The organism is Pseudomonas sp. S32 (genome assembly GCF_016648095.1).
Classification (GTDB): domain Bacteria; phylum Pseudomonadota; class Gammaproteobacteria; order Pseudomonadales; family Pseudomonadaceae; genus Aquipseudomonas; species Aquipseudomonas parafulva.
Window position 1 is genome coordinate 156,758 of the sequence record NZ_JACVVF010000002.1, and the last position, 14,403, is coordinate 171,160.

8 protein-coding genes and 2 pseudogenes are annotated in these 14,403 nt (G+C 56.1%); 9 read left to right on the top strand and 1 reads right to left on the bottom strand.

Annotated elements, in window-relative coordinates:
- The first annotated feature begins 359 nt into the window (after nt 1-359).
- The 7 genes and pseudogenes from IAE38_RS01770 to IAE38_RS01800 all read left to right on the top strand — a co-directional run bounded on the left by IAE38_RS01770 (nt 360) and on the right by IAE38_RS01800 (nt 8,897).
- Entirely contained in the window at nt 360-1,196 is an 837-nt protein-coding gene (locus tag IAE38_RS01770; protein WP_201215488.1) for a helix-turn-helix transcriptional regulator, read from the top strand.
- The gene (locus IAE38_RS01775) at nt 1,178-2,665 is read left to right on the top strand and encodes a Wadjet anti-phage system protein JetA family protein (protein WP_201215490.1); all 1,488 of its coding nucleotides are present in this window, start codon (nt 1,178-1,180) and stop codon (nt 2,663-2,665) included. Before IAE38_RS01770 ends, IAE38_RS01775 begins: the two co-directional genes overlap by 19 nt.
- A 2-nt stretch (nt 2,666-2,667) precedes the next feature.
- On the top strand, nt 2,668-3,345 hold the full coding sequence (locus IAE38_RS01780; RefSeq protein ID WP_092250095.1) for a DUF4194 domain-containing protein: 678 nt from the start codon (nt 2,668-2,670) through the stop codon (nt 3,343-3,345).
- Nucleotides 3,342-6,788 (top strand): SbcC/MukB-like Walker B domain-containing protein, encoded by a 3,447-nt coding sequence (locus IAE38_RS01785; protein ID WP_201215491.1) that lies wholly within the window; start codon nt 3,342-3,344, stop codon nt 6,786-6,788. Before IAE38_RS01780 ends, IAE38_RS01785 begins: the two co-directional genes overlap by 4 nt.
- On the top strand, nt 6,785-7,951 hold the full coding sequence (locus tag IAE38_RS01790; protein WP_201215493.1) for a Wadjet anti-phage system protein JetD domain-containing protein: 1,167 nt from the start codon (nt 6,785-6,787) through the stop codon (nt 7,949-7,951). The genes IAE38_RS01785 and IAE38_RS01790 overlap by 4 nt, the downstream gene beginning before the upstream one ends.
- 167 nt (nt 7,952-8,118) lie before the next feature.
- Nucleotides 8,119-8,436: a type II toxin-antitoxin system PrlF family antitoxin gene (locus IAE38_RS01795; RefSeq protein ID WP_092250104.1), complete on the top strand. Its 318-nt coding sequence runs from the start codon at nt 8,119-8,121 to the stop codon at nt 8,434-8,436.
- Nucleotides 8,436-8,897: pseudogene (locus tag IAE38_RS01800) on the top strand (type II toxin-antitoxin system YhaV family toxin). The gene IAE38_RS01795 and the pseudogene IAE38_RS01800 overlap by 1 nt, the downstream one beginning before the upstream one ends.
- Before the next feature lie 324 nt (nt 8,898-9,221).
- Here IAE38_RS01800 and IAE38_RS01805 read toward each other — a convergent pair.
- Complete coding sequence (locus IAE38_RS01805) at nt 9,222-11,783, bottom strand: AAA family ATPase (RefSeq protein ID WP_201215495.1); 2,562 nt, start codon at nt 11,781-11,783, stop codon at nt 9,222-9,224.
- Between the two features lie 58 nt (nt 11,784-11,841).
- Between IAE38_RS01805 and IAE38_RS01810 the strand changes: the two are divergent.
- Nucleotides 11,842-12,884, top strand: a pseudogene (locus tag IAE38_RS01810) (IS256 family transposase).
- A 279-nt stretch (nt 12,885-13,163) separates the two neighbouring features.
- Entirely contained in the window at nt 13,164-14,375 is a 1,212-nt protein-coding gene (locus IAE38_RS01815; RefSeq protein WP_201215496.1) for an MFS transporter, read from the top strand.
- Nucleotides 14,376-14,403 lie beyond the last annotated feature (28 nt).

A 14,403-nucleotide genomic window follows, 5' to 3' on the forward strand; every position in this document is an offset into this window, starting at 1 on the left:
AATCTGAGGGAGCAGAGTTTAGCTCGCTTTTGTAGCGGCCACTGGCTCAAATGATGGCCAATTGAAACCAATGGAGCAAGCGTTGCCGCTCCTCGCCGTAGCTGGGCTACGACTCCTCGCGGCGCCTTGCCTGAACATGAAAATCGCTCGGCATTGTTACTTGCGAAAAACACTCTAGTGCCGACGTTTTCGTCTGCACTGAAGCCCCACGTCCTGCCGCCTGAGCCATTACAGCCAAGCATTCACAATGCTATGTCCTGTAAAAAATAATTTTACATTTTTTGTAAGCTACATTTTTCGTAAGCTATATTCGATGTACGCCATGGTTGGCGACCATTACTCCGAGCCAGTGAATCCTCATGATCAACGAGCCAATCCAGCGTTCCGAACTCCTCAAGACCCTGCTGTTGTGGGGCGGTCGACTCGGCAACGCACGCCTGCGTGAACTGTTAGGAATGAAGGTCACTCGCGTCAGTCAGATCATGAGTGAATTTCATAGCGAACACCCCAACTGGATGGAGTGGGACTCCGTCGCCCGAAGCTATCGGGCCACTCCAGCGGCTTACCGCACAAAGATCGACACCTCTTCATCGCTGGATCGTTATCTGTCATTGGTAGGGATTTCCCATACCCAGAACGAGTCGTCCAGCCAGCAAACGATATGGAATGCGTTTCCCGACATTTCCACACCTGTGCCGCGTGTGTTTGCCCAGATCAGCGAAGCCATCGAGCTCTCCCGGTGCATCCAAATCAACTACCGCTCGATGAGCAACCCTAGACCCCATCGGCGCGAGATCTCGCCTCACAGCATCGTGCGAGCCGGCCGTCGGTGGCACGTGCGTGCGTTTTGTTCGACCCGCCAGGAGTTTCGCGATTTCGCGCTGGGACGCATTGACTCCCCAAAGCTGCTGGCCACCCCTGCCGCACGGTCAGCGGACGATGACCACCCCTGGAACACACAACTTCAGGTTCGGCTGATCGCCCATCCTAGATTGAGTCAGGCGCAGCAGGAGATGATCCGGTTCGAATACTTTTCAGGTACGGCGGCGCGGGTAGAGCGCTGTCGTGCAGCGATGGTCTCGTACTTCATACAGGACCTGCGCGCAGCAACGGATACGTCGAAACAGCTCCCTCCGGAGTTTCAGTTGGCTGTCGAGAACATGGAGGATCTACGACAATGGATGTTCACAGTGTAGGAGGCGCTGGCGCGAAGCTGTTCGAGCGCATACCTGATCGATTGTTCAGCCCGCTCGCCTCTACCAACCGGCTTCAGTACTGGTCGCTCCTGTGTTACCTGTACCGACGCCGTTTTGGCCCAGATGCACCGTTACCACCGAGCCGCGGCTTTGCCCCGCGGGACCTTTTACAGGATGTCGAAGACCATATCCGGTACGCGCCCGATTGGCATCTGGAGGACGGCGATGATCCAGGGCTTAGCGTGGACCAGCGGGCGTCGAACTACTTCCGCCGCTTAGTACAGGCCGGCTGGTTCCGCACCGAGAAGCATGGGCTCGCTCAAACCATTTCGATGGCGCCGCCCGTGAACCAGATGCTCACGTTGCTCATCGATTACGCGGACAAGGACCCGGTCTTCGTCTCCGGAAAAATTCACTCCATCGATGCGCTGATCACCAAAGTAATGCAGGGCGAAGGGGGCGGGGACCTGTTTCGCGAGGCAGCAGAGCAATGCCGGAATCTGCTCATCTACATCAGGACCACCGGGACCAATGTACGCGACCTGATGGCCTCGATTTCCACTCAGGAGACCACCGCAGACTACGCTCGCCGCTTCTTTCAGGACTACGTCGTCAACATGTTCATCGGCGACTACAAGGAGCTGCGCACCCAAGAACACCCCTTGGCCAAACGCCCGCATATTTTGCAGGCGGTCGAGAAGCTCGCCACGATCCCCGAACACCGGGCCAAGCTGATGAATTGGTACATCACTCGACTGGCCGACGGAGACGAGGCAAGAGCCGCTGCGGCTTTTGGCCGCGACCTGCGACGTCTGGAGGAACTGAATCGCGTCGAGGAGTATCTTGAGCGCCTAGACGATGAGGTCCGCAGCGCAAACAAATGCGCACTGATCGTTTTGCAGTATCGACTTCAAACGATCCGTCCCATTGACGATCTGCTGCGCCAAGCCATCGACGGGCTGCTGGGCAGCGGACTGGAAGGCGGGTTTGAAGGTGCCATGGACGCCTTACCGCAGGTGTTCGCACCGGATGCGCTGATGAGCGCTGCCAGGCTTGCACAACCGCGCAAGGAAATTCAGCGCCTACCTCCGGCGCCCCTACGAAAGGCTGTGTTGTCGGAACACACCCGGGCCGTGGGCAATCTAGTCCGACGCGCTCAGGAGCGCAGGCGCATTACTCCGGCAAAACTACGCGACTATGCCAAGGCAGCGTTAGGTGAACACGACAAGGTCAAAAGCCAGGACTTGCCCGTCGACAGCATTGAAAACCTGCGCGCCTACCAAAGCTTCAACAGTCTGGCGACGGCTCTCAAATCAAAAATCGCCACCTCCGGAATACAGGCCCGAAAGCAGATCCCGGGCTTCGATGTGGTGTGCGACGAAGACGGTACGAGCGAGCACCCCTTCCTCATCGCGCAGTCATTTCAAATCCGTCTGCGCAAAACAAAATCCGACCACAAAAGGGAATAGCCATGAACAGCCACTGGCAAGATCTGGCGAGCAATTCGAATGGATACTACGAAGAAGACGATTTTGCTGCGGCCACCTATCGTTTGGTCACGGATCAAGTGATCTATCACTCAGACCTAAAAGGGCGAAAGATCTACTCCATCATCGACCAGTACGAACGCCATATCGCCAAGGCTCTGGCACCGCTGGGAGTGACCATCGGTGTGGATCGTCAGTTGCTGTACGCCTATGCCCTTCCCCAACACCCCAGCCTCACGACAGCAACGATCCCGCAGACGATGTTCGCCCTGGTATTACGCGGGCTCTATGAGGATGGCATGCGCGCGGGCCAGGTGTCGGACGACAGTGGGGAAATCATCTGCGACTTCATCGAGCTGCAGGAAAAATACCGCCTGATGACCAACCGGGAGCTGCCGCCCAAAGGTGAGCTTGAAACCCTGATCCGCACGGCCAGACGGTGGGGCATCGTTCGTCGGCTGGAGGCCGGCGACACCCATCTGTCAGGACTGAACATCGAATCCGACGATGGTGGCATCGCGATCCGCCCCGCCATACGGGTCATCCTCGGCGAAGCCGCTCTGCAGCAGCTTGCCCTGTGGGGAGCCAAGGACCGTGACGTCGAACTGCCGCCTGCAGAAGACAGCGATGCCCAACAGCCTAGCCCGGACGACATCCCATGAAGCGCCTTGAAAGCATCAAGCTGGTCCAGTTTCTATTGTACGAAAGCGAAGAATTCCCTGTAGGAGAAACCAGCGGCATCTTCGGTCCCAACGGCAGCGGTAAAAGTTCGGCGTTGGATGCGGTCCAGATTGCGATGTTCGGGGCGAACAAGAATCACATGGCCTTCAACGCCCAAGCCGACTCATCGGGGGTCAAGATGTCGCGGTCGCTTCGCTCCTATTGCCTGGGGCAGTACGGCGACGAAATCACCCAGTGCGCACGCCCTAACGCCACGACCTACATCACTCTAACCTGGAGAAACACCGAAACGAACGAGCCGACCACGACCGGCATCTGCATTGAAGCCTCACTCGACAGTGAGGATGCGACGGTGGTGGGTCGCTATGTGGTCAACGGCATTGAACTGGCCATGGCCGACCACCTGCAATCCATTGAAGGTGACCTGACCCCCCTGCCCTGGAAGAGTTTTCGCACCCGCTTGATGGAACGCGCGAAGATTCTCGGGGAAAACCCGTTCTACGATGACCCGTCTAGCTTTACCAAGCAGATTCTGTTCGCGTTGAGAGGCAGGAATGGGCAACCCTCCTACGATGCCTTCATCCGGGCGTTCCGCTTCGCGCTGAGGATGAAGTTCGACAAGTCTGTCGATCACATCGTCCGCAACGATGTGCTGGAGAGAAAGCCGACGAACATCAAGAAGTTCAAGGCCATTGTCGACACCTTCAAACACCTCAATCTGCTCATCGAAAACGTTGAAAAGAAAATCGCTCAGGGCAAGAAGGTCGCCGGCCGCTACCTCGAGGCACAGACCAAGCTACGCCGTGCAGTCTCATGGCGTGGCCTGGCAGCCATTGCTCAGGAGGAGGAGGCTCAACTCGCTTGCGAAACCGCCGAGGAAGTTCTTGAACAGGCCAGAAGAACGACTCAACAGCTCAATACTGCCAGCCAACACATGAGCGATTCGCTGGCTGCCTCGGAGGGCGAACTCAGTCACCTGAGCACGCGTCAGCAACTGCATGCCGCGCACAAGGAAAATGCAGACGCCCAGCTGGATCAGCAAAATGCTCAACAGCAGCTGGCCAGAGAGACAGAAGTATTTAATGGAGACTTTCAAAAGGTCAGCAGCGCACTGGAGGGTGTTGCCCAGTCGCCTTATCTGACAGCGCTGCAAGAGCAGGCTCGATCACTTGCGGCGCGCCTGCGCTTGTTGGTCGCCACTCCGGGCTTGGCCAGCGTAGAGACCCTACGAGCGCCGCTGGACGCCATGGCAGTATTAGGGCAAGAGATCAGGGCAAAGCTGGAGACCGTCCATCAGGACATTTCGGATCAGGCGTCCGATTTCGCAGATCAGGTGCGCATTCTGGAAGGCTCACTCAAACGGGCCGAAGAAGGACGGGCACCGCTGAGCCACTATGCCCAGATTCTGTTGGAAGAGCTGCGGGATGAGGGGCTCCATCCGACCCCGGTGTGCGATCTGGTGAAGATCACCGATGTACGTTGGCAACCGGCAATCGAAGCCTACCTGGGCAAGAACACCGAAGCCTTGTTGCTGCCTGAAGATCAGGAAGAGCAGGCGTTTGCGATCTACCGCGGCTTGAAGGGGCGCCGAACGGCCTTCGGTGTCAAGATCGTTCGCAGCAACCAAGTCAAAGTGGCCCCTATGAATCTGAACGGTCTGGCCGCAGAATTGATCGAGGGCACCAATCCCATCGCCGTCGCTTATCTGCGCGGTCAGCTCGGCAACCTGAAGCGCGCCGAGAAAACCGGCGATGCGCTCAAGGGTGAAAGAACTCTCACCGTGGACGGCATGTATGTCAGCCCGCGGGACTTTGAACGGCTCAAACTCGATGATGACAGACTGCGGATCGGCGCGGGGACGCGAAGCCAGACCGAACGAATCAAGGCCGACTTGGCATCTGCTACGCTCAAGCTCAAGCAGACACGGGAGCAACTGAGCGCTGTCAAAGACACGCTGGACCTTACCAACGGTTTCGGCAGCGAGCTTGCCAGCCGCCTGCTCGTTAGCCGGATGACGGCGTACGAGCAAGCCGTTCGCCAGAGTGAGCTTGCTGACCAGCGGGTGGCCAACATCGCAGACGCGGAATACCTCGAGATCTGCGAACGTATAGCGACACTTCAGCGTGACGTAAATCAGCTCAAGCTGAAGGAGCGAGCAGCCTCTACAGCCGCCGCGAGAAGCGAATCACTTATTCCCGGGCTGGTAGCCGCTCATACCAGCAGCAAGCTTCATTATGAGCAATGCGTTCTGCTCAAGCAGCAATGCCGTGAGCAGGTCGACTATGACGCCGGTTTCGTGTCTGCCGAATGGAGCCGACTGATCGAGCGTTTCGAATCGCCACAGGCGATGGTTGCCCATTGCAACCGAGAGTCCCAGCAAGACGAGCAGGCCGGAACCAAACTGGCAACCAGCGCGCAAACCCAATTGTGGGCCTACCTTCAGGAACACCGAGAGTCCCTGACTCAACAGGATCTAGAGGACTGGCGGATCGCCAAGGCCTGGATCGACAGCTATGTACAAAAGCTCGAAGTCACCGAGCTTCCCGAATACAAAGCGCAGGCCCAAGATGCGTATCAAGCCTCTCAGGAAACGTTTCGGCGGGACGTGGCCATCGCGCTCAACACCAACGTTGTGTTTCTTCGACAGACCTTCGAACGGCTCAACGCAGCCTTGAGCAGTACTCCACTGTTTACCAATGGGGAGCGCTACCAGTTCATGTACAAGACCCGGCCACAGTACAAAACTCTGCTCGATTTCATCAAAAAAGTCGCTGACTACGGCGTAGACGGCGGGCTGTTTGGTGAGGCTGGCACCATTCCGCCTGAGTTTGAAGAGTTACTCAAGGAAAAGGCCACTGCTGGCAATGCAGGCGAGAAAAGCCCACTGGATGACTATCGTGAATTCTACGAATTCGATATTCGCATCGAGCAGGTCGCACCGGACGGCACCGAAAAGACCATTGGTCATCTGAGCAAGCGGATTGGCTCGGGCTCAGGAGGCGAGCATCGTGCTCCGCTGTACGTCATCGCCGGTGCTGGCCTGTGGTCCGCGTACCGCATGGACCATGGTGCCAATGACGGCTTACGCCTGATCATGCTGGATGAAGCATTCGACAAAATGGACACCTCCAACATTGTGGCCACGATGAAGTATCTGCAGGAGCTTGGCCTGCAGGTCCTGCTTGCAAGCCCTGGAGAAAATCTCGGGATCCTCAACGCATTTCTCGACAACTACTTCGAGATTCAGAAGGACGCCGTGCGCCACGCGGTACAGGTTGATCGAGTGGATGTTACCCAGGCGATGCGGGATCAATTCCGTGAGGATCTCTGGGAGTTTCATCCAGAGCTGATCGAAGAAGAGATGCTGTCGATGAAGGCAAAGTCAAACGGCCCTCAGATCTCTCCTGACGGGGCGGCGCTATGACAGAACAGATCGCCCAGGAGCTTCTTCTGAAACTGCTAAAAATGGGTAACAAATCAGAGGCGGGAGTGCGTCAGCATGCCCCCGCGCTGACTGCTGCCAAACTCAAGCCTTATGGGTCGCTGAGAAACTGGCATCAGAAACGTGAGTGCGAGGAAATCTTCCTCGCCGCACGGGATGCCGGCGCTATCAACTTCTTGCGCGACAAACTCAATCCTGAGGACGGGCTCATCGAGCGGATTGAGCTGATCGATACCTCCGTACTCGCCCGTTTTTTGAAGCAGACAACGCATCAAGAGATCATGGCCGATGCCAGAGAGCTGCTTGCACCTCATCTGGCGCGGTATGACGTGCTGGAGGAAGTCATCGAGCGGTGGTCGCGCATGGCCAATGTGCGTAGTTACGGACCGACAGACGCAAGCAACTGGATCGAGGCCATCACCGTAATCGACCAGTGCTTGCAGATGCAGGACGTTACACTATCGCCCGTGCGCGAAATGAGCGCCCGCCTGCTTCGCAACAGCAAAAGGATCGAGCAACTGACAGTCCAACTGGATGTTCTGCTGCAAGGGTCGATTGAAGCGGCGGCGAGAACACCCGCAGAGGTCTGGCAGGAGCTTGGCCTGTTCAAGGAGGAGCAACCTGTACTGCTGGCCGGCAACGTGGCCATCGTCAGGACTCGGGTGACGGCCATGCTCGACGAGCCGTATACAGGTTTGCCTGCGACTGCCATTCAGTCGATCTCAGGGCCAGTAGAAAGCGTGCTTACCATCGAAAACCTAACTACGTTCCATTCTGAGGCCAAGCGTCATCCTAGTCGTCCCACTTTACTAATCTACACAGCTGGCATGCCATCCCCGGCGTGGCGGGCTATGTATCAGCGATTGTTGTCGGGCATTGCGCCAGGAACGCCCGTTCATCACTGGGGGGATGTCGACGAAGGCGGCTTTCGCATCGCGTCTGTTCTGGCCAAAACATCAGCGGCCGTCGGTCATGCGCTCATGCCTCATGCCATGACCCCCGATCATGTCCCTATGAACATGAGAAAGCCGGCCTCGAAACGGACGCTGACTCGGATGAAGCATTTCGCAGAATTAGCGGGCTGGACAAGCCTGAGTGAGGAATTATTCAAGGCAGGGTTTATTGTCGAACAGGAAGCGCTTTAGAGGCTGTACGCAATCCCGAGAAACCTCTTATGTCCCTGGAAGTGGTGTAACTCATCCTGCTGCGCTATTGAGCGTCCTCCCCGCCTATGCTTGATCAGCAGAAAGCCAAGATTGACCATGTAAGGATTTTTCCTTACTATTCAATCAATACATTCGGGAGAACGCCCATGCCTGCCATCCACGAAATCGCAACGCTTACCTCGAAGGGACAGGTCACACTGCCCAAATCCGTTCGCCAGCTTTTGGGCATTGACACTGGTGGCAAAATTGCATTCGACGTACGCGGGGGTGAAATCGTGGTCAGCCGCGTAGAAACCACCCACGAAGACCCTGCCATCGGTGCGTTCCTGGGTTTGCTGGAGGCTGATATCCGAGGCGGCCGCAACCTCACTACTCTGCCAGAAGACTTGGCGCAAACCATGCTCGCCAACGCAAAGCACTCCGTAAACCTGGACGAAGATATCGATGGTGAGGTTGCGATTTGATGCTGCGAAATGGCTGGACCCTGTTGTTCCATGAAGGTGTGACTTTACAGCTACGCAAATTGCACGAAGCCGCCGCCCGAGCTGAACAGAACGATCCGCAAGGTTTTGAGAGCAACGCCAACGTCAAGCTGTTTCGGGCATTGAGCCATCTGATCATGGAGGCTGTACCTGCCGACCCAGGCCGTGATGAGTTCCGCCAGGGCAACACGCTGGGCACCGCCTACAGACATTGGCGCCGAGCAAAAATCGGCAGGCGCTTTCGGCTGTTCTTTCGCTACGACTCAAGGTCCAAGCTCATCGTCTATGCATAGGTCAACGACGAAAATACCCTACGGTCCGCAGGCAGCAAATCAGATCCCTACGCCGTATTCGAGAAGATGCTGGGCCGCGGCAACCCTCCTGATGACTGGGATGCGCTGACTGCTGCGACGCGTAGCCACTGGGACGAGCCCAAAGCGTAAGCGGCACGCTTTGGCGAGTGATAGCACGTTCAACACCGCCCTTCAGTGCGTCCACTATCGTCCACTCGTAACCACTACAGAAAGGGGTACTTCTGGGGGTACACATTCAATTTCCCGCTCATAACTTGTTGATTAGCATGGATGCCCGAATGTTCTTCGGGGACCCTGACAGTCTTTAGGGGCTTCGCGCATGCTTGTTAGCTGGTCACTTCTGCGTTTTTCTAGCTTCGAATAGACATATACTCCCAGCGAATTGCTACAGTTCGGGCATATTTGAGGGCATGCTTTGGATGGTTTGAAAAGGATGCCCGCTCTTTTACGAGTCTATTGAGAATCGGTGAGCCGGTACTTTCCGGCCTCAATCTTCACCATGAGCTTCTGCCCACAGAGACTGCCTATCGCGCGTCCCGCAAGACTCTCGATGGAGTCATCCAGGTCACTGGTTACCAACCCATCCCGCAACCATTGCACTATCTCGGATTTAGTGGCAACGGTCGCATCATTGCGCATCCGAAACTCGACGATCGTAGTGGCGAGGAATAGGACAGGGACTTCACTAATCCCATGCACTGGGTCATTAGAGCGCGGAAATTGAAAATTGCCGACCAGTGCGGCCACCTTGATTAACGATTGCCCGCGCCTCATTGATCGCGCAGTACCCAATTCAACCGCCTGCTGGGCGACCTCAAAAACCGTGGCCTCGCCCAGTGGCTCCGCGAGGCAAGTCAGACATGCGCCGTACCTGTTATGCGGTGTCATCGTATCGCATTCGGTGCAAGGCTTCAGATAACCCTCTGTCAGTTCATTACGCACAACGTCGATTCCAGCTATGGGAACACCTGTCGATAGCGATATCCACCAACCCCAAAGCTGAACTCCGCGATTGCTCCACCTGGCGCCGCCTTCATATACCCAACGCCTCCATCGGCTTGCGTAAACAAATCCTTCGCCGAAGATTTCGTGTCTTCCGTACACGTCGGCGTATTTTTGCATTTTGTTAACGATAAATCGTGGGGCCGGAGCACGGGCATCCTGATCGAGCACTGGTTTACGATCAATATTCCCCAAGCCTTTGCGCAGGAAGTCTGATTTTACGCTGCTATGACCCACAAGCAGTTCGATAGGTACGATGACATAGGCACGAGTGGTAGCTCGCCCGAGAGCGCAAGCCAATGTAATGTCATCCATTTCGAAGCCTGCTACGACGATGACGACTGGCGCCTCCATACCGCGATACGCCGAGATCGTGGACCGTGGAACTTTCATCTCCTCAAGCGACGAGGAGAACTGACTTAGCACGATCAAGTCCTCGTTCATCACACCTGATTTAGCAAGGCTCGCCATCATGGTCTGGATTGTCTTGGAGACATCCCAGCTAATGCTTCTGGACAAGTCTTTCACGGAGATCGGCCGAGGGCAATTCACCTCATGTCGTGGCGGCAGCATCTCCATCATCGTCTGAGTGATGCCTCCGGGATTCCGGTAGACCGTTGCTAAATAGAAGAATCGCTCGCCATAGGTATCCTCCAGAAATCGATAGGAACTGCCTTTTTCAATCCCGGGTAGTACCTGGAGCTCATCAGCAAAAACGAACTTGCGTGCGTTGGCGAAATGGTCGCGCAGCGCCAAATGATCGGCCTCATTGAGCGCCTGGGCCTCATCAATGATCAACGCCGCGTACTGTTGATCTACCGACCCATGCAGGGCTAGGTGATGCTCGTCATAGTTAGGCTCGCCGGAGCTGTTTTCCCGATTCCGCTTGCCCTGGGACTCGCAGTAGGAATGAAAGGTTTGAACAGTCACCGCCCGGCCAAACTGGCTCAATTGTGCGGCCACCTTATGCGTAATCTGCCGGTTCTTCAAAAGGAACAGTACCTTGAGGTCCCGAGCGACAAGCTGCTCAGCAAGAGAACGCGCTATCAACGTCTTGCCGCTGCCCGAAAACCCCGCGATCAACCTTTGACCAGAGTCGACGCACAATGCCACCTGATTCGCCTGCTTTTTGTCTAATTGAAGCCACAACTCGCTGTCCGCAACGATTTTCCGGCCAAGCGCCCCTTCCTGTAATGCCCGCGGCCAGACGGAGTCGATAAATTTTTTGATTTCATCGCTGAAATTATCCTTGATGTCGTAGTTCAGTGCGGACTTCCAGTGCTCCATCAATTGGATTATGCGCGAAGGCATGTCCTGACGGTGCTTTTGGAGAATTAGAATACCGTCGGGCAACTGCTGGTCGAGCGGCACGTATGCACTGGCGATTTGCGAGCTCTCCAGATCGAAATCTGGAAAATGCACTGCATAACCGACTGGGCACTTCATCTGCCACGATTGCAACATATCGACGAGAACGAAAGCGTTGTCCTTGACCTGGTTCAGAGGATCGATTTCATAACCGTCACGTTCGTGAATGAATCGAACGCCCGAAGGTTGATAAAAACCTGACTTCGTCTCTATGCAAAGCACACCCAGCTCCGCATGTAAGATCACGAAGTCCACCTCGCCAGACAGGTGCCTTCTCTCTAAGGAAACTCGCAGGTAGTCCTGCAGATCCTGCGAGTACACCCGCTTCGTCCGGCCGCGTAGCCAAGGTAGCGAATGGATGACGACAAACCCATCGTCAAGTGCCGCTAGTTCCTGAAAAAGCGTAAATTCGCCTTTGCTGCGGAATTCCGCATGATCGAGTGCTGGAAAGAATTTGGCCATTGATGGAAGAAACGCTATGTCAGTTGGGGCATAGTAAGGCACTGGGTGCACCCGTGTCCTCTCCACCAACCTATCAATGGTACCGCTCCGATCAGCCCAGACCGGGCGAAAATTGATCCTGTCCCGAGAAGTGGTGTAACTGAACCAACCGAAGGCGCCCTGTGGGCGAAAGAGGGTGGTCATCGTGGTTCTTGGCTAACGTTGAGTTTGCGAAGACCTAACACTCACCAGGGAAACCACGATGACCAAGCCCACTATCGCACTGACCGAGTTGGTTGAGAAAGGGGCAGACGCTGATCTGCTCAAGCAAATGATCCAGTTCGTTGCCCAACGCATGATGGAATTCGATGTCGAAAGCCTGTGCGGCGCCGGCTTCGACGTTAAAAGCCCTGACCGGATCAACAGCCGCAACGGCTACCGGGATCGCCTCTGGCAAACCCGCGCTGGCGATGTCGATCTCAAGATCCCGAAACTGCGTCAGGGCAGTTATTTCCCCGGCTTTCTTGAGCCTCGTCGTACTGCCGAGAAGGCCATGGCGGCGGTGATCCAGGAAGCCTATATCCAAGGCGTTTCAACGCGCTCGGTGGACGAGCTGGTCAAGGCCATGGGCATGACCGGCATTTCCAAGAGCCAGGTGTCACGGCTGGCTGGCGAGATCGATGAACGCGTCCACGCCTTCCTTGATCGCCCTTTGGAAGGCGACTGGCCTTACCTGTGGATCGACGCCACGTACGTCAAGGTGCGGGAGGCCGGGCGCATCGTCTCGGTCGCTGTAATAATTGCCGTGGCCGTGAACACTGATGGTGGCCGCGAAGTCCTGGGCATGCGGGTTGGGCCGTCGGAGGCCGAGCCGTTCTGGACGGACTTCCTGCGAAGCCTTATGCGGCGCGGCCTGCGTGGCGTGAAGTTGGTCATCTCCGATGCCCACGAAGGTTTGAAGGCTGCGGTTTCCAAGGTCTTCAACGCGACCTGGCAGCGCTGTCGCGTGCATTTCATGCGCAACGCCATGGCCCATGTCGGCGAGGACCAGCGCACCATGGTAGCGGCGCTTCTGCGCACATGGCGTTTCCCAAAGCGCATCGACAGCAACTGCACAGCACCCATCCACTGGAGCGGCTCAACGCAGAGATCAAGCGCCGCACCGACGTCGTGGGCATCTTCCCCAACGATCCCGAGATCACAAGGGTGGTAGGGGCGATGCTGCTGGAGCAGAACGACGAATGGTGCCTACAACGGCGATATATGCGGTTGGAGGCCTTTGAATCCGTCAGCGATAATCCATAGGCCAAGCTGTCGGCCGTGATCAACTAAACGGCAAACTCAGTGGCCAGAGCCATGATGAGTTACACCACTTCCTGGGACACGATCGAGAAATAAGGCGTGGCCGGCTGGGCTGCGTCAGATCGTACAATCTAATGCAACCCGTTATGCTTGCAGCTTTGTATCAGTGAATGGGTTATACATGTGCAGGACAGTGAGGGGCTGACAACAGCATTGGTGGCCTGAGCTGAAGTCCATGTTGCGGTTTTAGTCGATGCTTGATCACTCTACAAGGAAAGTATCATGCCCACGTCTCAACCATCGGCACGTGCCCCGGCAACAGGGTTATTCGGCCTCTTCTGCCTCGCCAGTTACTTGTTGTCCATGTCCTATGGCATGACGTTTCTGTTATCGATGATGCTCAAGGCCCACGGTGGCACTGAATCGGATGCCGGCGTCGTCATTTCGGTGGCCATGATCAGCACCGTTGTAGCGGTGATTTTCTCGGGTCACTTAACCGACTTTTTTGGCGCATCCAGGGCTGTCGCTGCCGGGGCATTACTGCTGGCGTTAGCATGCGCAGGCTTTGCCTGCGTGACCACCTTCGGTACCGCATTGTTGGCATTTGGCCTGGTGTTGGGGTTTGGCTGGGGTATCTTTTACACCCTTGGGCCCATTATTGTTGCCATGATCATCGAGCCTGCCCGTCGAGTGAGGTATTTCGCCCTCCTTTCGGGCAGTATGATGAGTGGGATTGGCACTGGACCACTGATGGGTCGCACGGCCATTGCCGCCGGCTACTCGATTGAATCCGCATTCATGGTCGCGGCTACGGCTAGCCTGTTAGGCGGTGTCCTGTTTTTCCTTCTCTCGCCTAAAATCAAGCGCCAGCAAGCTGACCTCGGCCCCGTGTTGGTCTGCAAGATCAGCGCGCAAGCAGCCGGCTCGGTGTTACGTTCCAAAGCCGTATTCGCAATCATCATGGTCGGCCTTGGGGGAGCCATCTTTGGTGGCCTGTCAAGCTTCCAGACCTCCTATGCCGCTCTGCATCACCTGGATTACTCCGTGTTTTTCCTTGGGTTCATGTGCGCAGCCATCTCTTGCCGGTTGCTGATTGCAGGACTGATTACCCAGCGCGACCCCTACCTCATGTCCTTCTTGCTGACCGCCTTGATGGTCATTTCGGTACTGATGTTCATGTTCTCCGTCAACTCACCTGTTACTTATCTGGTGGCCGCCGTCCTGCTGGGTATTGGCTATGGCTTGACCTATTCAGTGATCAACGGGTTGGCTGCCAATGAAGCACCTTCTGGAAAAACCGCTCAATCGTTGGTGCTGTTCAGCCTTTCTTACTTTATCGGTGTTTTTGGCTTTCCATTGCTGGCCGGCACAATCATTGTTAGCCATGGTATGCAGACATTGCTGACAACCGTTTTGTGCGTAGCCTTGGCTAACTGGTCAATCACCCTCTTACGCTTGATATGGCGGCGTGCAGCCGTAGGCGTTATGACGTGACCAAACACCGTCTCGCCTATTAGGCGAT